Origin of the sequence: Streptomyces sp. NPDC004065 (genome assembly GCF_044903565.1) — a bacterium.
Classification (GTDB): Bacteria; Actinomycetota; Actinomycetes; order Streptomycetales; family Streptomycetaceae; genus Streptomyces.
On the sequence record NZ_JBJDQT010000021.1, the window covers coordinates 24,274 to 42,471 of the forward strand.

Consider the following 18,198-nt stretch of genomic DNA (forward strand, 5'->3'; position numbering starts at 1 on the left):
CCGGGCCAGGCGGGCGGGCCGGGCGAGGCCGGGCAGGGGGCAGGCGAGGCGGGCGAGGCCGGGCAGGGCCAGGCCGAGGCCGGACGGGGCCAGGCCGAGGCCGGACGGGGCCGGGCGGGGGGGCAGGCGAGGCGCGGGCGCCCGGAGCCGGGCCAGGCGGGCGGGCCGGGCGAGGCCGGGCAGGGGGCAGGCGAGGCGGGCGAGGCCGGGCAGGGCCAGGCCGAGGCCGGACGGGGCCAGGCGGGGTCAGCGAAGGGCTTCCGCGACCTCCCGCGCCGCGTCCACGACGCGCGGCCCCACCCGCTCCGGTACGGAGTCCGCCAGCATGACGACGCCGACGCTGCCCTCCACCCCGGTCACCCCGATCAGCGGTGCGGCGGCACCGCAGGCGCCGGCCTCCAGTTCGCCGTGGGTGAGGGTGTAGCCGGGGTCCACCGAGGGCCGGCGGCGGGCGGCGAGGATCGCCTTGCCCGCGGCGCCCCGCTCCAGCGGGTGCCGGAAACCGGCGCGGTAGGCCACGTGGTAGTCGGTCCAGGTCGGCTCGACCACGGCCACGGCGAGTGCCTCCGAGCCGTCGACCAGCGTCAGGTGGGCGGTGGCTCCTATGTCCTCGGCCAGCGACCGCAGGGCCGGCAGCGCGGCCTCGCGCACCAGCGGATGCACCTGCCGGCCCAGCCCCAGCACACCGAGCCCGACCCGGGCGCGCCCGCCCAGATCACGGCGCACCAGTGTGTGCTGCTCCAGGGTGGCGAGCAGGCGGTAGACGACGGTCCTGTTGACGCCCAGTTTCTGGGAGAGTTCGGTGACGGTCAGCCCGTGGTCCGTGTCGGCCAGCAGCTTGAGGACCCTGAGTCCCCGGTCGAGCGTCTGGGAGGTCTCCGCGGTCACGACGCCCACTCCTTCAGTGGTGAGGTCGGCGGACCCTCCGCGCGGCGGTGTACGTCACCGAGTCCCGTCAGTGACGCGCAACAGAGGCCGCCGATCGGCCGGCGGTCCGGGCGGCGGTCCCGGACCCAAGTCGCTTCACGGCTGCGCTCCGCGGCGGCGCTGCCACGGGGCGTGTGCGTAGCGGGACAGTAGCGAAGCCGGTTCGCTGAGCGGAAGCCTTCGTCCAGAATCCGGTCACCACCCCGCATGGATCACCAGCGTTTGTCCCGAAACGCCCTGGCGAGACCATCACTTCGGGACAGGGCGAAGTGCCGCGGGGGCGGAGCCCCGCCCGGGGTCCGGGGTGAAGCCCTGCGTGGGGTGCAGGGGCGCAGCCCCGCCGGGGTGCAGGGGCGCAGCCCCGCCGGGGTGCAGGGGCGCAGCCCCGCATGGGGTCCGGGGCGCAGCCCCGTGGCGGTGCCGTCTTGGCCCACCGAGTCGGGCGGGCCGGATGGGGCAGAGGGGGGGTGCAGGGGGCGCAGCCCCCGCCCGGGTCTGGGGCGGAGCCCCAGGGACGGGAGCCCTCACCCCACCGAGTCGGGCGGGCGGGTGGGCAAAGCCGGATGGGGCAAAGAGGGGTGCAGGGGGCGCACCCCCCTGCCGGGGTCCCGGGGCGGAGCCCCGGGCAAAAGAACCCTCACCGCATCCGCGTAGCCCACTCCCGCACCTTCTCGATCCGCTGCCGCAACTGCCCCGCCGTGGCCTCCGCGCTCGGCGGCCCCCCACACACCCGCCGCAGCTCGGTGTGGATCACCCCGTGCGGCTTGCCGCTCTGATGGACGTACGCCCCGACCAGCGTGTTCAGCTGCCGGCGCAGCTCCATCAGCTCCTTGTGCGTGACGACCGGCCGCCGCTCGGCGGGCAGTTCGAGCAGGTCGGCCTCCGCGTCCGGCTTCCTGCGGCTGTGCGCGATCTGCCGCGCCTGCCGCTTCTGCAGAAGCAGTTGCACCTGCTCGGGCTCGAGGAGCCCGGGGATGCCGAGGTAGTCCTGCTCCTCCTCGCTGCCCGGGTGGGCCTGCATGCCGAACTCGGCGCCGTCGTAGAGGACGCGGTCGAAGACGGCGTCGGACTCCAGCGCCTCGAAGGGCAGCATGTCCTGCTCGCCGGTGTCCTCGTCCTGTTCCCGGTTGGCCTCGTCCATCTCCTTCTCGGACTCGGCGTACGGGTCCTCCTCGCCGTCCTTCTTCGGCTTGTCGAGGGCGTGGTCGCGCTCGACCTCCATCTCGTTGGCGTAGGTGAGCAGGTCCGGGATGGTCGGCAGGAACACGGACGCGGTCTCCCCGCGCCGCCGGGACCGTACGAAGCGGCCGACGGCCTGGGCGAAGAACAGCGGGGTGGAGATGGTCGTGGCGTACACCCCCACGGCCAGCCGGGGCACGTCGACGCCCTCGGAGACCATGCGGACCGCGACCATCCACCGCTCGTCGCCGTGGCTGAACTCGTCGATCTTCTGGGAGGCGCCGGCGTCGTCGGACAGCACGACGGTGGCGGCGCTGCCGGTGATCTCGCGGATCAGCTTGGCGTAGGCGCGGGCGGAGTCCTGGTCCGAGGCGATGACGAGGGCGCCGGCGTCCGGGATGGCCTTGCGGACCTCGGTCAGCCGCTGGTCGGCGGCGCGCAGCACGGCCGGCATCCACTCGCCGCGCGGGTCGAGGGCGGTGCGCCAGGCCTGGCTGACGGCGTCCTTGGTCATGGGTTCGCCGAGCCTGGCGGCGACCTCGTCGCCGGCCTTGGTGCGCCAGCGCATGTTGCCGCTGTAGGAGAGGAAGATGACGGGGCGGACGACGCCGTCGGAGAGCGCGGAACCGTACCCGTACGTGTAGTCGGCGGCCGAGCGCCGGATGCCGTCGGCGCCCTCCTCGTACGCCACGAAGGGGATGGGGTTGGTGTCGGAGCGGAACGGCGTGCCGGTGAGCGCGAGCCGCCGGGTCGCGGGCTCGAACGCCTCCAGGCACGCCTCGCCCCACGACTTGGAGTCACCGGCGTGGTGGATCTCGTCGAGGATGACGAGGGTCTTGCGCTGCTCGACGCGGTTGCGGTGCAGCATGGGGCGGACGCCGACGCCGGCGTAGGTCACCGCGACCCCGTGGTACTGCTTGCCGAGCGGGCCGGCGCTGTACTCCGGGTCGAGCCTGATGCCTATCCGCGCGGCCGCCTCGGCCCACTGCTTCTTCAGGTGCTCGGTGGGCGCCACCACGGTCACCTGCTGCACGACGTGGTGGTGCAGCAGCCAGGAGGCGAGCGTCAGCGCGAAGGTGGTCTTTCCGGCGCCGGGGGTGGCGACCGCGAGGAAGTCGCGCGGCTGCTCCTGGATGTACTTCTCCATCGCCCCCTGCTGCCAGGCACGCAGCTTGCCGGCGGTGCCCCAGGGGGCACGCCCGGGGAAGGCGGGCGACAGGTGATGCGAGTGGGACGAGCTGGCGGCGGTGGTAGTCACGGTCTCCGGTTCGCTGTGCTGGGTGCTCGGCTACGTATGACAACCGGGCCACCCTACCGGTGCGCCCGCCCGTCACCCGGACCGACGACACAGCGCCGGCCCGGGTGCGACAGGCGTCACAGTCAGCGCGCGAAGTGCGGCAGCTGGGCGGCGATCTTGGGTACGTCCAGAGCGCCCTGGCACACGTCCAGCACGAAGCGCTCGGCCTCGTCCACGTCGAAGGCGTCGTCCAGCGGGTGACCGTTGAGGTGCAGGAACACCCGCGTCGCGTACCAGGCGATGCGCTTGTTGCCGTCCACGAGTCCGTGGTTGCGCGCGAGGGACTCCATCAGCGCGGCGGCCTTCTGCCGGACGTCCGGGTAGGCGTCCTGGCCGAAGACGCTCGACCGCGGGCGCGCCCGGGCCGAGTCCAGGAGTCCGTAGTCACGCACCTCCTCCGCCCCGAGCCGCTACCGAGTCCCGGCATGGACCCGCCGCGTGACCCACGCGCCCAGCAGCGCCACTCCCGCCATCGGCAGGAACACCGCCGCGAAGGCGGCCGGGTGGGAGGTGGAGCCGGAGGCCGTCGCGGTCGTGCGGGCCACCGTGCCGCCGCCCAGGGCGGCGAACGCGGCGCCGCCCACCGCGAGCAGCAGGACGTTGGACAGGGCGTCGGAGATCTGCAGGGCGGCGGAGTTGGCGCCGGCCTCCTCGGGGGCGGACAGCCGCAGCAGCAGCACGCTGGTGGAGGCGATCACCAGGCCCATGCCGAAGCAGCCGAAGCCCCAGGCGACGGCGACCGTCCAGACGGGGACGGCGTGCACCAGGACGCTGGGCGCGGCGGCGATCGCGGCCGCCACCAGCACCATGCCGAGGGTCATCAGGCGTTCCCGGTACGGCGCGACGCGCGGCCGGGACTGCACCCAGGAGCCCAGCGCCCAGGTGGCGCCGCCCGCCGCGAGGGAGAACCCGGCGAGCGTCGGGGACAGGCCCCGCTGGGTGACGAGCATCAGCGGGACGAAGGATTCGGCGGCGATGAAGGAGCCCGCCGCCACCCCGCGCAGCAGCACCACGGACGGCAGCCCGCGCACCGCCCGGTAGGTGCCGCGCGGCAGCAGTCCCCGTACGGCGGGCACCAGCAGCACCGCTCCGGCGAGGCCCGGCGGCAGCGAGGCCCACCGCAGGTCCTGCGCGGCGTACTGGAGCAGTCCCGCGCCGAGCGAGATGCCGAGGGCGAGCCGGATGCGGCGCGCGTCGAAGGACGGCCGCGCGCCGCCCTCCTGCGCGCCGCCCACCGGTCCGGACGCCCGCCGCCGTATCTGGGGCAGGGCGAGGGCCAGCGGGAACACCACGAGCACGGGGATGCCGACGAACACCCAGCGCCAGCCGAGGTGCTCGGTGACCGCGCCGGAGGCGAGCGGGCCGACGATCGACGGGACCACCCAGCCCGCCGCGAACGCCGCCATGATCGCCGGGCGCAGCCGCTCGGGGTAGGCCCGCCCCACGACTACGTACAGCGCGACGATCACCAGTCCGCCGCCGAGGCCCTGTACGGCGCGGCCCAGGATGAACACCCACATCGCGCCGGCGGTCCCGGCCAGCAGCAGCCCCGCCGCGAACGCCCCGATCCCCGTGGTCAGCGCCCCGAGCGGGCCGCGCCGGTCGGACCACTGCCCGGCGAGCACCATCCCGAACAGGCTGGTGGTGAAGTATCCGGAGAAGGCGAACGCGTACAGCGGGACCCCGTCCAGTTCCCGCGCGGCCACCGGCATGGCGGTGCCGACGGCGGTCGCCTCGAAGGCGATCAGCAGGACGACGGAGACGATCCCGACACTGAGCGCCCGGTGGGGCCGGCTCAGCACGGTGTCGGTGGCCGGGTCGTGCTGCTGTGCCTGGCCGGGGGCGTCCGCGACGCCGGTGTCGCGGGGTTCAAGGACGGTCATGGCCGCCAGCGTAAGGCGCGCAACCGCCTTTGACCCCTGTCAGGAGTCCCCCGCCGCCTGCGACCTTGGTCGTACGACCCCCCGTTCGTGAACGGCGTATGGCAGTCCCGTTGCGGCCCGGCCCCTTTCCTTGAGCCTCCCCCGCCGCCCGCCCTACGGTCGTTCTCGACACGGCCGTGTGCCCGAGTGGTTCAGGGACTCGCCTGCAAAGCGAGTTACGCGGGTTCGAATCCCGCCACGGCCTCAAGTGCCTTGACCAGGGAAGTAGAAGGGGCGCCCGGCTCATCGAACCGGGCGCCCCTTCGGCTTCCGTCTCAGTTTCCGTCGCAGTTGGTCCACGCGAAGGCCAACGACGCCGCATCCGCCTCGTCTCTCGACCTTGTTTGGCGAACCGCCCACACCCGCCCGGCGGGCCCCCTAGGCTGCCATCGGGTGGCCGTACGCCATGCCAACCAGTCCCTCAGATCACGCCGTTGCCCGACTGACGGGCTTTGATCTGGAGGTGACTCTTGGAAGGCAAGCCGTGCGAACAACCCCCCTCCGAACCGGACCGGGAGACCGAGACGGCCAAGGAGGAGGCGCCCGAACCGTCTCAGAAGACTGAGACGACGAAGGGCGGGACACCGGAGCGGTCTCGGGAGACCGCGACGGTGAAGGAGGAACCCGAACCGTCTCAGGAGACCGAGACGGCGAGGTGGAAGAAGGGCCCAAGCTGGGCCGTGGCCTCATTCGCGATCAACCTGTTGCGCTTCTTGCACGACTGGTGGAACGGCAAATGAGTAACCACGACCTCAGCTCAGGCCCTACCCACATGACTGCGTGAGCAGTCTTCCTGCCCAGAGGCAGGGTGGTGCGTCATAGCCCGACGCACCGGAGGCCGCACGCCGAATGGCGCTGCGGCCTCCGTCTTTGGGGGAACAGCGTCTGAGTGAAGTGAGGCTCCGGCCTGGTGGCGGTCCAGTGCCGGCCTGTTCTGGTGTTCCTTCGCTCCGTGGTCTTCTCTGGTCGCTCTCCAGAGATCTTGCAATCAGGTGCCTTGGCGGGTGACACGAGGTTTGCACGGTCAGCGTAGCGGTCCTTCCTCCCTCGCGAGGGAGGAAGGACCCACAAAGTTGATACGAGACCCGCGCGGCCGCGACTCATCCACGAGTCACAATGACGCTCTGCCCAGCACAGACAGGAGGTCTGTGAATCGTTTTACGCACCTTCGTCCAGCCGCACGCTGCCCAACAGTGTCAGTGTCCAGTGCCCTCGTCTGAAGACCAGATGAGGCCGTCGACCTGTCGGGCGACATCTCTGCGGACTGTGTCGACCATGTGCTGATATCGCGCGGCCATGGCCGTGGTCGACCAACCCATGAGCCCCATCACCGCCCGTTCGGGAACGCCGAGGATGAGGAGGACCGTCGCGGCCGTGTGGCGCGCGTCGTGCAGACGCCCGTCACGGACGTTCGCCTCTGCCAACAGCGCCTTCCACTCAGCCCAGTCCCGACGGTGGGACGGGCTACGACCGTACTCATCCGGGAACACCAGGCCGTTTTCCTCCCAGCTCTTCCCGGCCGCCTCTCGCTCTGCTTCCTGAGCCTTGAGATGAGCCCGCAGTAGGTCAACGAGCTGTTCCGGGAGACCGACCGCACGGCGGCCGGCCCGTGACTTGGTGGTCGAGATCTCCGGGTTGGTGCGTCGCCTCTGCGGGCAGTAGCCTGCGGCCTTGCGTCCGCAGGGTTCCACGCACCCGTGTGCGTACTGCGGCCGGTGGCGACTACGGCGGACTACCAGGAACCCACCGTCAAGGTCCACGTCTTCCCACTTCAGGGCCAGCACCTCTCCTTGACGCAGTCCGAGGGCGAGGGCGACAGCCCAGCGTGCGGAGTTGCGGTGCTGGGCGGCGGCCTTCAGCAACCGCTGTACCTCTTGGACGCTGTAGGGCTCCACCTCGTACTCGCCCGTCTTGGGGGCCTTGGCCAGCAGGACCGGATTCTTGCCGAGATGACCGCGCCGTACGGCCTCGTTTAGGGCGGTCCGGAAGGTGCGGTGCACCTGGTGGGCGGTTGCGGGCTTGCTGCCGTTGGCCTGCATCTTCGCGTAGAACGCCTCGATGTGCTCGGGCTTGAGCTTGTCGAGCCTGTGAGCGCCCAGCCCGGGGATGAGGTGCTTCCGAACGGCGACGCCATACCCCACCATCGTGTTGTCGTTGACCGCGAGGGGGGCAACGTTCTCAATCCAGTGCGTCAGCCAGGCCTTTACCGTCCAAGGCTTCCCCGGCTTACGCACAGTGCCGGCGTCGCGCTGACGCTCCAGCTCCCGCACGGCGGCGACGACTTCCCCCTTGGTCTTCCGCTCGACGTGGCGACGGTCTGGCTTGCCGTCGTCGCGGACGCCGACCGTGACCCGACCGTGCCACTTGCCGTCCTTGCCGAAGTAGATGGAGCTGCGTCCGTTCGGCTGTCGGGTGCGCTTCTCTTTCTCTGCCACAGGCAGGCTCCTGTTCATGGTGTCGGGATGGAGGCCGGGGCGGCAGGCTGTCCTTGTCCGGGAGTGCCGCCGCCCCGGTCGGCGTCAAGCTGCGCGCTGGGCGGTGCGGAGACGCGTGACGAATGCGGGTACGGCGTCGGCCGGCACCCGGCGCAGATGGCCGACCTTTACGGACTCCAGCGCGCCGGAGCTCACGAGGTTGAAGCACGTGGTCCGCCCGATGCGGAGTCGGCGGGCGGCCTCTTCGACCGTGAGGAGAACCAGCGTCGGGTCGTCGTCGGTGGGCGCCGCGAGGGTGCTGTGCTCGCTCAAGGCTCACTCCTCTTGTGCTGCGTTCGCGGGAGATGCCGCCGCACAAACCGCGTTATCCGCAGAAACCCCGGCCCGGGCCGGTGACCTGCGGTGATGCGGTTCGCGGTCGGCATCGGCGTGGGGCTCGCAAAAATCCGCGATATTCCGCAAAAATCCGTGGCGCCCTGCGCGCAGCGGTACGCGAGTCCACGGACGCGGGTTTGTGCGGAATATTGCGGGATAGTGCGGCGGGACCTCGCCAGGCACTGCCGAGAGGTCCCGCCGTTGGTCAGCGGCCCCGTCGAGGTTTTTTGCGATTTTGCGGTTTGTGCGACGGGGTCGGGAGGGGAGACCGGCTCACCGGCCGCCCTGCCGCAGGACGGGGTGCACCTGCAACCGGGGCGCCGGCGGCCTACCGCGCTTGCCGGTGCGCTCCGGCTGATAGGTCCGCAGGTACCCGTGGTCTTCCAGCAGAGCGAGGGCCGGTTCCAGGTCCGCGATGGTGGGCACCTCAGCGCGCGACAGAACCGCGAACAGGTCGCGTCGGCTCACGTCGTCCCACCCGTTGTCCCTGAGCGCTTCCAGCACGCTGCGGGCGCGGGACAGGACAGGGTCGGCACCCATGACGTCGAACACGGCAAGGGCGTGGGCCGTGTAGTACTCCCCCAGCTCGATGGCCGCGCGCATGGTGGCCTCTGAGACCGGGCGGGCGTAGCCGTTGCCCAGGTGCTCGGCAAGGTGCAGCAGCGCGGCCATGCGGGCGGTCGCTCCGGCGAGCTTTCCGGCCCAGTTCGAGATGTGACCAAGCTTGCCGCCGCGCGCCTTGAGCTGCGGTTCGACGTGCTCTTGGTACTCGATCAGTGCCGCGTCCGCCTCGGGGCTGAGCTGGATGACGGCCGGGTCGGTCCACTCCGCCAATGCCAAGGTGAGGTTGATGACGTTGGCGGTGTAGGTGGCGGCCGTCTGCTCCGGGACCGGGTCGGTGATGACCTTCCGCTCACCGACCGTGGACGGGGGCAGGGAGTACAGGAAGCGGGCCAGCAGTCCGCGCCCATCGAACCCCTTCACCTTGCCGATGTCCCGCAACACGTCCGGCTGGACGGCGAGGCCGATGGTCAGGGCGGGGGTGTCGATGTACTCGCGGCGGGTCTGCCGGTTGACCCTCAGCCGGTCCCCGGCGTGCCCCTTGAGGAACACTTCCATGTTCGGGGCGCCGGAGTAGCGGCCGGCGATGATGTCGAAGATGCCGCCCTCGGCACTCATCACCGACAGCCGACCGCCCTGCTCAGCCATGAGCGAGGTGACCGTCTCCGGGGTGGAGTCGTCCGCCAACAGGACCGGTTCGGCCGGGACGGTAAGCGTGTCGGCGGTCTGCGCGAGACCGACGGCGGTGGCCACCATCTCGTCACGCTTGTCCGCGTCGGCGGACGCGGCCTTGGCGGCGGCCTTGTCGGCCGCTTCCTTGGCGAGGCGGGCGGTCAGCTCAGCCTCGACGATGACCGGCTTCATCGCGGCCTTGAGCTGCTTTTCCGCCTCGTACAGCGGGTCCGTCAGCAGGGCGAAGACGGCGGACTTGCGGTTGGCCGGCGGGAGCGCCACCACGGTGTAGAGGTTGGTGGGCTCACGCCAGTTGCCGCGCACGTGGACGACGGACCGGCCGCCCGCGGCCGTGGCGAGCACGGCGAGGGCGATCGATCCGGCGAGGTCTACCGGGGTCTGCGTCTCCTCGGCGACTGCCGCCACAAAGTCGTGCAGCCACGCGGGGAAGACGTGGACCGGGAACGGCGGACGCTCGCGCCGGCCGGTGAGGGGAATGGGGTCTTCCCACACGTCCGGTGCGGTCTCGCCCTCGGGCGGTGCTTCGAGGGTGGACAGTCCGGCCCACAGGTCGGGGCTGTCCACAGGCTGTGTGGTCATGCGGCTGCCCTCCCTTCGGCGGCGGTGGTGGTGTGCGGGCAGATACCGACGCGGGCCGTGAGCTTCATGACGGCGGCGCGGCCACGGGCCCGCTCGTGGTGCCCACAGCAGCAAAGCCAGTCGGCGACGGGCGGTTCGGTAAACCGGACTTGCAAGCCCGGCTGAATGCCGGTGATGGTGACCGGCTGCGGGTCAAAACGAACAGCAGAAAGGACGCCCTTACGGGCGACGCCCTTCGGTTCGCCCACGGACGTCCGTGGCGCGACCCGTACGGCGCCCTGCGGCCCGTTCGCGTGATTACGGGATGCCTTGTTCATGCCGCTCGCTCCGAGGCCGCCTCAAGGCCGTTGGCGACCGCGCGGCGCGCGTACGCCTCGGGGACTCCGACGGAGACGGCGGCGGCCACGATCTCTTCCCCGATGGCTTCCAGCCCGCACGGCCCCGGGCAGTCCGCGTGCTGAGCCGCGAGGAACCGGGCCACCCCGAACGCCTGTGATCCAGCGCCCGATTCGATGCGGGAGCGCACCTTGGCGAGGCCGCGTTCCAGACCCGTGCGTACGTAGCGCTCGGTGTGGCGGCACCCGGTGGCAACCGTCCGGTCCCAGGTGGCGGGGAGAGAAGAGACCACCTCGCCCGGCGCGGGGGTGGTCTCTTCCTTCACCGCGAGGGCACGGACGACCCTCGGCAGGTCCGTCATGGTGCCGCTGCCGGGCCCCAGCCACCGGGCGTAGGACATAAGCGACTTGACGTCCACACCGGGCCGGACGGCGTTGTGCGAGGTCATGGCACCCCGGTAGATCCAGTGCTGACCGCGTGTGGTCGGCACGGTCCGGGTGCAGGGCAACGTCTCGCGGGCCCACGAGACGGCCGCCGCGTTGTCGAGGTCCACCACGGTAAGCCCGGCCCCGCCGGGGTGGTAGCCGACGCAGACGGCCTCACGCCACGCCGACGCCCACGCGGGCGAGAGGATCACCTGCGGGTCGGTCGTGGCGGCGGCCCACGCGTGGCAGGGAGCGGGGCACCGGCAGGGACCGGCGTTCTTCATGTTCGGCCGCCCACCACAGGCGCCGCCCGCGCACGCACGGCAGTTCCCGAACGGCACCTTCCCCTCGCGCAAGGGCAGCACGGGCACGCCCGCCGCCGCGAGGTCCAGCGCGGTTCGCAAGGCGTTCCCGTCCGGGTGATTCCCGCCGCCGGGGCGCCGGGTCTTGCAGTCAGGTGTCATCCTGTAGGTCTCCTGTTCTGCTTCGTCGGGATTGGGAGACCGAGGGCGGCGGGCTGTCCTTGTCCGGGAGTGCCGTCGCCCTCGGGCGTTGCTAGTGGTCGGGGTCGGGGTGCATCAGGCAGTCCCCCTCGCCGAAGTCGTCGCACACGCAGCAGGCGCGCAGGGCGTACTGCTCGCGGACGTAGCCGCGCGGGTCCCTCTCAGCCCGTTCCACTGAGAGCGGTTCGAGGTGATCGCGGTCGGTGTCCAGCAGGAACACGGCCGCCGCTTCGGCGGCCTCGGTGGCGTCACCGAACGGCGGGGCCGGTTCGTCCATGAGCGCGATGCGATCCAGCAGGGCGGCCTTGCGTAGGTAGTAGTCCCGGTGCAGTTCCGTGAAGCACTCCGCCGTGGCGATGGTGTTCGTCACCCACGCCATCTCGCGGAGGACGCTCGGGGCGAGCGCGTACGCCCGTTCCGGGCTCGGGAACGGCTTGGGGGCGGGGCGGTGGTGGGCGGTGACGTACAGGCGGGTGCGCTTGCCGTCGCGGGCGGAGTACTGCCGCACGTCCCCGGTGATGAACGCCGCGTTGAGGGCGCTGGTGATGCGGTCGGTGTCGGCCGGATCGCAGATGACGCGGATGTCGAACACGGAGGTTCCTCCTTCGTCAGCTGTGGAAGTGGCTGCGCTTGATGACGGCCTTGCGGATGTTGACCGTGGTCCCGCTCCGGTGGCCGCTCGTGCTGAACACCTGCACCGCCACCCAGCCGCCGAAGATGACGGCGGCGAGGATGACGAGCTGCGTGATCAGCGCGGTGAAAGCGGTGATGAACGCCGTTAGCAGGAACAGCCCGCCGCACACGGCGAGGAAGCCGACGCCCCCGAGGGCGATGTTCACGGCCGCGCGGGAGACGGGCGGCTTGGTGGCGACCGGGTCGGGCTTGGCGGGCTCGATGGCGTAGCCGGTGACGAGGCGGCCGTCGGGCAGGACGACGCTCGCCACAGCCGGGATGCTGTCCGGCTGTACGGGCAGCAGCGGCGCCGTGGGCGCGAGCGGGGCGGGGTGGTGGACTTCGACGGCCGTGGCGTTGAGCATGGCCGGGTGGCGGTTGGGGTGCTTCATGACTGGGTGTCCCCTTGTCAGTGGCCGAGTTGGGCGATGGCATCGGCGGACGCCTGCACGAGGTTGCGGATGGGCTCGTAGGCGCCGGTCCCGGCGGCGAAGAAGCCGAACAGGAACAGGACGATGGCCGCGCCGCCGCCGGCCGACTTGGTCTTGACGGCGAGGGCGGAGGCCGCGCCGAACAGCAGCACGGCGGAGATGCTGAGGACCACGTGTGTCTCCTTCGGGGTTCAGTCGGTGGTGCCGGCGCGGTAGATGCGCGCCCAGCGGTTGTAGAGCCAGCGGCCGACGCGGATGCGCTTGCCGGTGGCGCGGCAGCGGCGGCAGTCCTTGCCGCGCTTCATGCGGCCCTTGCGGTCGGTCTTCATCTCGAAGCCCCAGCCGTGGCACTTGCGGCAGTTGCCGAACGGCGAGGCAGCACACACCGCGACGTAACACAGCGTGACACCGAACAGCAGGGTGATAGCGAGCAGGATGGGGGTCATGAAGGGCCCTCCGGGGCGGTTTCCAGGGGTTTCCGCAGTTGGGCCGCTATCCGCTAGCTGCCTGATCAGGAGCCGTTTGGGGCGCTAGCGGGGCCGCTAACGTTAGCGGGGCTTGCCGCTATCGTTAGCGGCCCCGGAGCCTCAGCCCGCGTCCCGGTTTCCGTCACGCTCCGCAATCGCGGTCGTGATGTGGGCGCGGGTGATGCCGCGCCGGTTGACGACCTTGCCGTCGACCCGGCGGCCCACCTGCACCGTGCTCACGCCGTGCGGCTTGAGCGCGGCGGCCAACGCGTCGGGGTCCCAGCCGTCGTAGACCTCGGGGCGCAGCTCGGCGAGCCGGGCGACGACGGTTTCGGACCACACCTTGGCCTCGCTCGCAGGGACGACGGCGAGGATGTCGGCCAGCAGGTCATAAGCGGAGCCGGTGACTTCCTCCGGTGCCTCACCGAGCGCGTAGCCGGACAGGAGTCCACCCTTCTCGCGCGCCTTGCGGGCGCGTGCGGCGATCGCCTCGGCGCCGGGGGCGTCGACGTAGACCGAGGCGACGATACGGGCATCGGCGCCCTCGCCGACGAAGTAGTGAATGCCCTTGTCGCCCCAGGCGAACATGGTGGCGCGTACCCCGCGCTTGTACTGCGAGGTGCCTAGCACCATGTCGTTCTCGGTCTGGCCCATGACCTTGAGGCACCACCGGGCCGACGCGTTCGCGCTGATCCCGGTGGGCAGCGACTTGGCGTCCGGGCGCTGCGTGGCCAGGAGTACCACGATGCCGGTCGCCGGGCCGCGCTTGACCAGGTCGGTGGCGATCTCCTCGAACTCCTTGCCGTGGTCGGGGTGCTCGAACAGCACCTGGCACTCGTCGACCCCGACCACGATCGGGTGCAGCCCGAGCGAGCGTTTGTCGGCGAGCTGGCTGGTCACCTTGGACTCGGGGCAGATGTCCCGGGGCAGGGAGCGGATCACCTTTGTGCGGCGGCGCAGTTCCTCGCGCAGGGCGCGGAAGTCGGCGAGTGCGTAGGCGATCGACTCGTCGTCGTCGTCGCCGGCGGCGTGCCGGTGGGAGACGGCGTTGCCGACCGGGTCCAGGTCGCCGGTGCCCTTCATGTCGTAGGTGTGCAGCTCGGCGCGTGGGTCGAGTGCGGCGATGAGCAGCAGCAGACGCAGGAGGAACGTCTTGCCCATGCGCGGGATGGCGCCGATGACGCCCGCGATGTACATGAGCGTGACTTCGACCCAGCGTCCGCGCTGGTCGGTGCCGTAGGCGACGGGCTTGAACAGGTCCACCGTGCCTGACTTGGCCAGCGGCCACGCGGGCTTCTTGGCCTTGTTCATGTCCTGATCGCCCACCCACAGCACCAGGTGCCCGGTGTGCTCATCCGGCACCGCCTCGGGCCACACACAGCCCAGCGGGCGGCGCAGACCCGAGGCGAGGCGTTCGCGCCGCTCGATGATGTCCGTCACCGTCACGCCGAACGGCAGGTTGCCCTCGGCGCGCCAGCCGGGGCCGTCGCGGGTGATTGGGGCGGTGAACTCGAACCCGTCCCGGCCCTTGGCCTGGGCTTGGCTGATGGCGGAGATACCGAGCGAACCGAGCGCGCGCAGGACGATGTCCGACGTGAGCTTGGTCGCCTTGGGCAGTTCCACCGCCCGGTGGATGACGGGGTCATCGGCCTTGCGGCCGGCGGCACCGAGGGCGAGCACGACCGCGCTCACCGAGACCGCCTGCAGCCAGGCGGGGGCGAGTACGTAGATGGCGAGCGCCGTGGCGAGGCCGACGAACAGCGCGAGCACGGTCACGAGGATGCGCAGCCGTACCCGGCCGTCGCGCTGCCGGGAGAGCTTGAGGTATTCGGCCGCGTCCTCGCGGCGCACCGCGGCGAGGCGGACCGGCTCGCCCTCGCGGTCGGCCACCCACCGCATCGTGCCGCCGACGAATCGGGCCGCGCCGGTCGGGGCCTGGAAGGTGAGCCGGGCTGCGTACACCGGGGCACGCAGGGCGTGGTAGGCGATCGTGTGGGCGTAGTGGCGGGCCACCCATGCCGACGCGGTCCGCAGCTCAGCCACCGACCGCAGCCAGATCGGGATGACCGGTCGGCGCCGGGCGGCGGCGAGTCGACCCAGGTAGCCGGGACCGGTCGCGGTCGGGGTCGGCTGGTCGACCATGACGGGGGCGGTCGGGTCGTCCGCCTCGGGGCCGGTCGACTCCCGCGCCGCGCGGGCCTTGTCGAGGTCGACCACGTCGGCCCCGCCTTCGGCGGCCATCTCGGCTTCCAGCCGGTTGAACAGTTCGTCGTCGTCGGGATGCTTCACTGAGAGTCCCTTCCAGTGGGAGGAGAGGCGGGACCCGACCGGCGCTGTGGAAGGTGAGCGGTCGGGCCCCGCCGGGTTCAACGGGGGGCTCGCCGGGCGAGCGGCGAGGCTCAGGCGGCGCGCTGTTCGGGGTAGGCGCAGGTCCCGCACATGCCGAGCGAGAGCGGGATGACGTATCCGGCGTCCGCGCCGCACTCGGGGCAGCGGCGGCGGGCGCGCATCATGGCCGCGTGCGCACGCCACCTGCCCGGCGTCATCGGCCGCACGGGAAGTGCCCGATCGATCCGGTAGAGGTAGGCGGTCAGCGGCTCGCGCCGGCGGCGCGGACGGAGGATCTGCGCCGCCACGTCCTGACCGCCCGGCCGTAGCCCCCGACTGCGCAGTTGGCGGCGGGTGGCCAAGCCATCGGGAGCGCAGCGCCACGGATAGGTGGGGATGCCGAACCGCTCGCCGTCGGGGTCGAAGCAGTCGGCGAGGGTCAGCCGCGTCACGCGGCCACCGCTCCGGCGTCACCGTCGGCACGGTCGGCGCGCTCGGCAAGGAGCGTGTCCCGCAGCATCCGGGCGTTCGCCGGCGAGGTGCGCACCGTGCGGCGGATGCCCTCGGCAGTGATCTGCGCGTCCGGCCAATCCGCGGTTGCGGCGCGTGCCTCATCGAGCAACTGCGCCGCCGTGCGCTTCGGTCGGGGCGACCGGGCCACCTCGGGAACCCTGCCGGTCGCCCGCCGGGGGCGAGGGGAGTCGGCCGACACCGCCCGAGGCTTGCTCGACTCGACCGGCGCCCGATCGGCCTTCACCAGGTCGACCGGAGCAGCGATCGCCGGGGCGGGCTTGAGCGGGAGAGTCGACTTGGCGAAGTCGACCGGCACCGGATCGGGGATCGGCAGTCGAGTCAGCACTACGGAGGGTGCCGGGGTCGATTCCGGCAGGTCAGCCGTAGACCGATTCCTCATGATCTCGGTAGATTCCTCCGCATTCGCGATCCCGCCGAACATGGTGGACAAGGCGGCGTTCGCGCCGTCCGCCACCCGATCGCGCTGCACGTCCAGCAGCCTCGATCCGAGCGCCACGTCACCGACGCCGACCCTCCGCGCGAGCCGCCACGACTTCCGGTCCGACCGCTTCCGTACACGCGTGTCCGGGTGGTTGGCCGCGCGGGCGCGGTGGTAGGCGAGCGCCTGGACGACGGCGGCGGCCTTGCGCTCGGCCTCGGCGTCACGGCCGTCGGTGTGCACGACGATGCGCCGCGCGAGGAACGCCATGCCCTCGGCGGACACGCACATGCCCATGGGGGTCACGGCGTAGATGACGGTACGGCCGGCGTCGGGGCCCGCCATCGCGGCCATGACCGAGGCGGCGGCCGGCAGTGCCCACAGCCCGACCCTGATCGGCCACGGGGACGACTGCCCGAGCATGGTCAGTCCCAGCAGGACCAGACCGAGAACGGCGGTCGCGCCCTCACCGGCCGCCACCGCTCCCAGCGCGGTGCCCTTGCCGTAGGCGTGGCCGATGTTGCTGAACGTGCCGATACCGCCGGCCACGCCGGTCAGCAGCATGGGCACGAACGCGGCCGTCAGTACGGTCTTCTGCGTCTTGGTCAGCGGCTTGCGTCCGGTCATCACGCGGCCTCCCTTCGAGCCGTTCCGGGGCGCCCGGTGCGGCGGCCCGCCGTGGTGGTGTGGGTGAGCGCGGGGCCGTCTGCGATGCGCCATCCGCCACCGCTGCGCTTGGCCTCGTACATGGCCTCATCCGCCCGTCGCAGCGCCAGCGACAGGGAGGGCGCCGGGAGGTCAGCGGTCACGCACGCGCCGATCGAGGCGCCGACGGCGAGCGTCATCCCCTGGTAGGCGAACGGGGCAGTCACCTCGCCGTGCAGACCGCTCAGCAGCCACGGCAACGGCGCGGGGTCCGGCAGCGGCACGGCGGCGGTGAACTCATCCCCGCCAAGCCGGGCGGCCACGCTGCCGCGCCGGTCGCTGAGAGCGTCGGTCAGGCTCGCGGCCGTGGCGAGGATTGCCGCATCTCCAGCCGCGTGCCCGAACACGTCGTTGAGGTGCTTGAACCCGTCCAGGTCCATCACGATCACGCCGTGCGGGCCACGGGACAGCGCACGTTCCGCCCGCCGCTCGAACGCGGCCCGCGTCGGCAGACCTGACAGCGGGTCCCTGCGTGCGGCGGCCAGCCGGCGCCGCATCGCCACACCGTGCCAGGCCCACCCCGAGGCGAGCGGGGCCGCCGAAGCGATTGCTGTCAGAACGTCGTTCATGCCGCACCTCCCAGCGTCAGCAGGATGGCGATGACGAGCAGGGCGCCGCCCACGCAGGTCAGATCGACAGCACGGCGCAAGCCGGTGAACTTCGCCACCGCAAGCCGGGACGAGCCCGCGATGTCGGCGGCGAGGTCACCGGAGACTGCGGCGGGGATCTCCTGCGGGGTGAGCGTGGCCCACAGCGGGAAGCCGTGCCGGCCGCTCAGGTTCGGACGCACCGAACGCAGCAGCAGGACGGCGGCGGCTACCAGCAGCGCCATCCCGAACCCGCCGACGATGCGGGTGGGGAGAGTCAGGGTGACGTCATTGGCGACCGTCCAGGCGCCCGCCAATACCGCGCCGACGAACGCCAGCAGCAGCGCGGTCTTGTTGTCGGTCCGCGCGATCTCCGCCTTCACCTCGGAGTGCGCAGCCCTCAGAGCATCGGTGTGGCTCATGCCGCTTCCCCCGTTCCCGGCCGGTGGCCGCGAGCGGCGCGCAGGAACGGCACCGTGTGGGTCAGGGCGTCGGCGTACAGGGCGTCCCAAGCGGCGATCTCGTCACCGGCCTCGCCCTGCTCCCGCAGGTCGGCGAGCACGTCACGGGCCGCATCCTCGCGGGCGGCGCGCTCGGAGTCCGTCTCCGGCTCCAGCGGCCCGCGGAACAGCTCGATGTCGATGCCGAGCGCCAGTTCCGCGAACTCGGCGTGACTGACGGCCTCTTGGCCAGCGACGAAGGTGCGCATGCGCATGGTGGATCTCTCCATTCGGGTTCGTCGGGAAGGTGCGGGGCGGTCGGCTGTCCTTGTCCGGGAGTGCGACCGCCCCGCGATGCACGGGGAGGAAGACCGGGAGCGGCGG

At 71.7% G+C, this 18,198-nt stretch carries 20 protein-coding genes and 1 tRNA gene; 2 read left to right on the forward strand and 19 right to left on the reverse strand.

Features of this window, described 5'->3' with window-relative positions; translation table 11 throughout:
* Positions 1-246: 246 nt before the first annotated feature.
* The 4 genes from ACI2LW_RS21805 to ACI2LW_RS21820 form a co-directional block, all read right to left on the reverse strand.
* Positions 247-888 (reverse strand): IclR family transcriptional regulator, encoded by a 642-nt coding sequence (locus tag ACI2LW_RS21805; RefSeq protein WP_404732869.1) that lies wholly within the window; start codon positions 886-888, stop codon positions 247-249.
* 676 nt (positions 889-1,564) lie between these two features.
* Positions 1,565-3,364 carry a DEAD/DEAH box helicase gene (locus ACI2LW_RS21810; protein WP_404732870.1) on the reverse strand — a complete coding sequence of 600 codons (1,800 nt, stop codon included), beginning with the start codon at positions 3,362-3,364 and terminating at the stop codon, positions 1,565-1,567.
* 122 nt (positions 3,365-3,486) lie between these two features.
* Positions 3,487-3,795 carry a type II toxin-antitoxin system death-on-curing family toxin gene (locus ACI2LW_RS21815; RefSeq protein ID WP_404732871.1) on the reverse strand — a complete coding sequence of 103 codons (309 nt, stop codon included), beginning with the start codon at positions 3,793-3,795 and terminating at the stop codon, positions 3,487-3,489.
* 18 nt (positions 3,796-3,813) lie between these two features.
* Positions 3,814-5,286: an MFS transporter gene (locus ACI2LW_RS21820; protein WP_404732872.1), complete on the reverse strand. Its 1,473-nt coding sequence runs from the start codon at positions 5,284-5,286 to the stop codon at positions 3,814-3,816.
* Positions 5,287-5,458: 172 nt separating this feature from the next.
* Here ACI2LW_RS21820 and ACI2LW_RS21825 point away from each other — a divergent pair.
* Together ACI2LW_RS21825 and ACI2LW_RS21830 are read left to right on the forward strand one after the other, a co-directional pair.
* Positions 5,459-5,530, forward strand: a tRNA-Cys gene (locus ACI2LW_RS21825).
* A gap of 265 nt (positions 5,531-5,795) precedes the next feature.
* Positions 5,796-6,065 (forward strand): hypothetical protein, encoded by a 270-nt coding sequence (locus ACI2LW_RS21830; protein WP_404732873.1) that lies wholly within the window; start codon positions 5,796-5,798, stop codon positions 6,063-6,065.
* Positions 6,066-6,521: 456 nt separating this feature from the next.
* Here ACI2LW_RS21830 and ACI2LW_RS21835 read toward each other — a convergent pair whose 3' ends face one another.
* The 15 genes from ACI2LW_RS21835 to ACI2LW_RS21905 form a co-directional block, all read right to left on the reverse strand.
* Positions 6,522-7,760 carry a tyrosine-type recombinase/integrase gene (locus ACI2LW_RS21835; RefSeq protein WP_404732874.1) on the reverse strand — a complete coding sequence of 413 codons (1,239 nt, stop codon included), beginning with the start codon at positions 7,758-7,760 and terminating at the stop codon, positions 6,522-6,524.
* Between the two features lie 84 nt (positions 7,761-7,844).
* Positions 7,845-8,072, reverse strand: a complete 228-nt coding sequence (locus tag ACI2LW_RS21840) for an excisionase family DNA-binding protein (RefSeq protein ID WP_404732875.1) — start codon at positions 8,070-8,072, stop codon at positions 7,845-7,847.
* 336 nt (positions 8,073-8,408) lie between these two features.
* Positions 8,409-9,968 carry a YfjI family protein gene (locus tag ACI2LW_RS21845; protein WP_404732876.1) on the reverse strand — a complete coding sequence of 520 codons (1,560 nt, stop codon included), beginning with the start codon at positions 9,966-9,968 and terminating at the stop codon, positions 8,409-8,411.
* Positions 9,965-10,285 (reverse strand): hypothetical protein, encoded by a 321-nt coding sequence (locus ACI2LW_RS21850; protein WP_404732877.1) that lies wholly within the window; start codon positions 10,283-10,285, stop codon positions 9,965-9,967. Before ACI2LW_RS21850 ends, ACI2LW_RS21845 begins: the two co-directional genes overlap by 4 nt.
* A complete protein-coding gene (locus ACI2LW_RS21855; protein WP_404732878.1) occupies positions 10,282-11,193 on the reverse strand; it encodes a bifunctional DNA primase/polymerase in 912 nt (303 codons plus the stop codon). The genes ACI2LW_RS21850 and ACI2LW_RS21855 overlap by 4 nt, the downstream gene beginning before the upstream one ends.
* A 91-nt stretch (positions 11,194-11,284) precedes the next feature.
* Complete coding sequence (locus ACI2LW_RS21860) at positions 11,285-11,824, reverse strand: hypothetical protein (RefSeq protein ID WP_404732879.1); 540 nt, start codon at positions 11,822-11,824, stop codon at positions 11,285-11,287.
* Between the two features lie 16 nt (positions 11,825-11,840).
* Positions 11,841-12,296, reverse strand: a complete 456-nt coding sequence (locus ACI2LW_RS21865; protein ID WP_404732880.1) for a hypothetical protein — start codon at positions 12,294-12,296, stop codon at positions 11,841-11,843.
* Between the two features lie 17 nt (positions 12,297-12,313).
* On the reverse strand, positions 12,314-12,508 hold the full coding sequence (locus ACI2LW_RS21870; protein ID WP_404732881.1) for a hypothetical protein: 195 nt from the start codon (positions 12,506-12,508) through the stop codon (positions 12,314-12,316).
* 18 nt (positions 12,509-12,526) lie between these two features.
* Positions 12,527-12,781, reverse strand: coding sequence for a hypothetical protein (locus ACI2LW_RS21875; protein ID WP_404732882.1), 255 nt, complete (start codon positions 12,779-12,781; stop codon positions 12,527-12,529).
* A 141-nt stretch (positions 12,782-12,922) separates the two neighbouring features.
* The gene (locus ACI2LW_RS21880; protein WP_404732883.1) at positions 12,923-15,091 is read right to left on the reverse strand and encodes a cell division protein FtsK; all 2,169 of its coding nucleotides are present in this window, start codon (positions 15,089-15,091) and stop codon (positions 12,923-12,925) included.
* A gap of 110 nt (positions 15,092-15,201) precedes the next feature.
* Positions 15,202-15,582, reverse strand: coding sequence for an RRQRL motif-containing zinc-binding protein (locus ACI2LW_RS21885; RefSeq protein WP_404732884.1), 381 nt, complete (start codon positions 15,580-15,582; stop codon positions 15,202-15,204).
* Positions 15,579-16,709, reverse strand: a complete 1,131-nt coding sequence (locus ACI2LW_RS21890; protein WP_404732885.1) for a conjugal transfer protein — start codon at positions 16,707-16,709, stop codon at positions 15,579-15,581. The genes ACI2LW_RS21885 and ACI2LW_RS21890 overlap by 4 nt, the downstream gene beginning before the upstream one ends.
* Positions 16,709-17,356, reverse strand: a complete 648-nt coding sequence (locus ACI2LW_RS21895) for a GGDEF domain-containing protein (RefSeq protein ID WP_404732886.1) — start codon at positions 17,354-17,356, stop codon at positions 16,709-16,711. Before ACI2LW_RS21895 ends, ACI2LW_RS21890 begins: the two co-directional genes overlap by 1 nt.
* The gene (locus tag ACI2LW_RS21900; RefSeq protein ID WP_404732887.1) at positions 17,353-17,796 is read right to left on the reverse strand and encodes a Pycsar system effector family protein; all 444 of its coding nucleotides are present in this window, start codon (positions 17,794-17,796) and stop codon (positions 17,353-17,355) included. Before ACI2LW_RS21900 ends, ACI2LW_RS21895 begins: the two co-directional genes overlap by 4 nt.
* Positions 17,793-18,083 (reverse strand): hypothetical protein, encoded by a 291-nt coding sequence (locus tag ACI2LW_RS21905; protein ID WP_404732954.1) that lies wholly within the window; start codon positions 18,081-18,083, stop codon positions 17,793-17,795. Before ACI2LW_RS21905 ends, ACI2LW_RS21900 begins: the two co-directional genes overlap by 4 nt.
* Positions 18,084-18,198: the final 115 nt, after the last annotated feature.

Bases quoted from the DNA above. Each gene is read 5' to 3' on its own strand.
- ACI2LW_RS21820 (WP_404732872.1), bottom strand. From the start codon at position 5,286: ATGACCGTCCTTGAACCCCGCGACACCGGCGTCGCGGACGCCCCCGGC.
- ACI2LW_RS21845 (WP_404732876.1), bottom strand. From the start codon at position 9,968: ATGACCACACAGCCTGTGGACAGCCCCGACCTGTGGGCCGGACTGTCC.
- ACI2LW_RS21850 (WP_404732877.1), bottom strand. From the start codon at position 10,285: ATGAACAAGGCATCCCGTAATCACGCGAACGGGCCGCAGGGCGCCGTA.
- ACI2LW_RS21855 (WP_404732878.1), bottom strand. From the start codon at position 11,193: ATGACACCTGACTGCAAGACCCGGCGCCCCGGCGGCGGGAATCACCCG.
- ACI2LW_RS21865 (WP_404732880.1), bottom strand. From the start codon at position 12,296: ATGAAGCACCCCAACCGCCACCCGGCCATGCTCAACGCCACGGCCGTC.
- ACI2LW_RS21875 (WP_404732882.1), bottom strand. From the start codon at position 12,781: ATGACCCCCATCCTGCTCGCTATCACCCTGCTGTTCGGTGTCACGCTG.
- ACI2LW_RS21890 (WP_404732885.1), bottom strand. From the start codon at position 16,709: ATGACCGGACGCAAGCCGCTGACCAAGACGCAGAAGACCGTACTGACG.
- ACI2LW_RS21895 (WP_404732886.1), bottom strand. From the start codon at position 17,356: ATGAACGACGTTCTGACAGCAATCGCTTCGGCGGCCCCGCTCGCCTCG.
- ACI2LW_RS21900 (WP_404732887.1), bottom strand. From the start codon at position 17,796: ATGAGCCACACCGATGCTCTGAGGGCTGCGCACTCCGAGGTGAAGGCG.
- ACI2LW_RS21905 (WP_404732954.1), bottom strand. From the start codon at position 18,083: ATGCGCACCTTCGTCGCTGGCCAAGAGGCCGTCAGTCACGCCGAGTTC.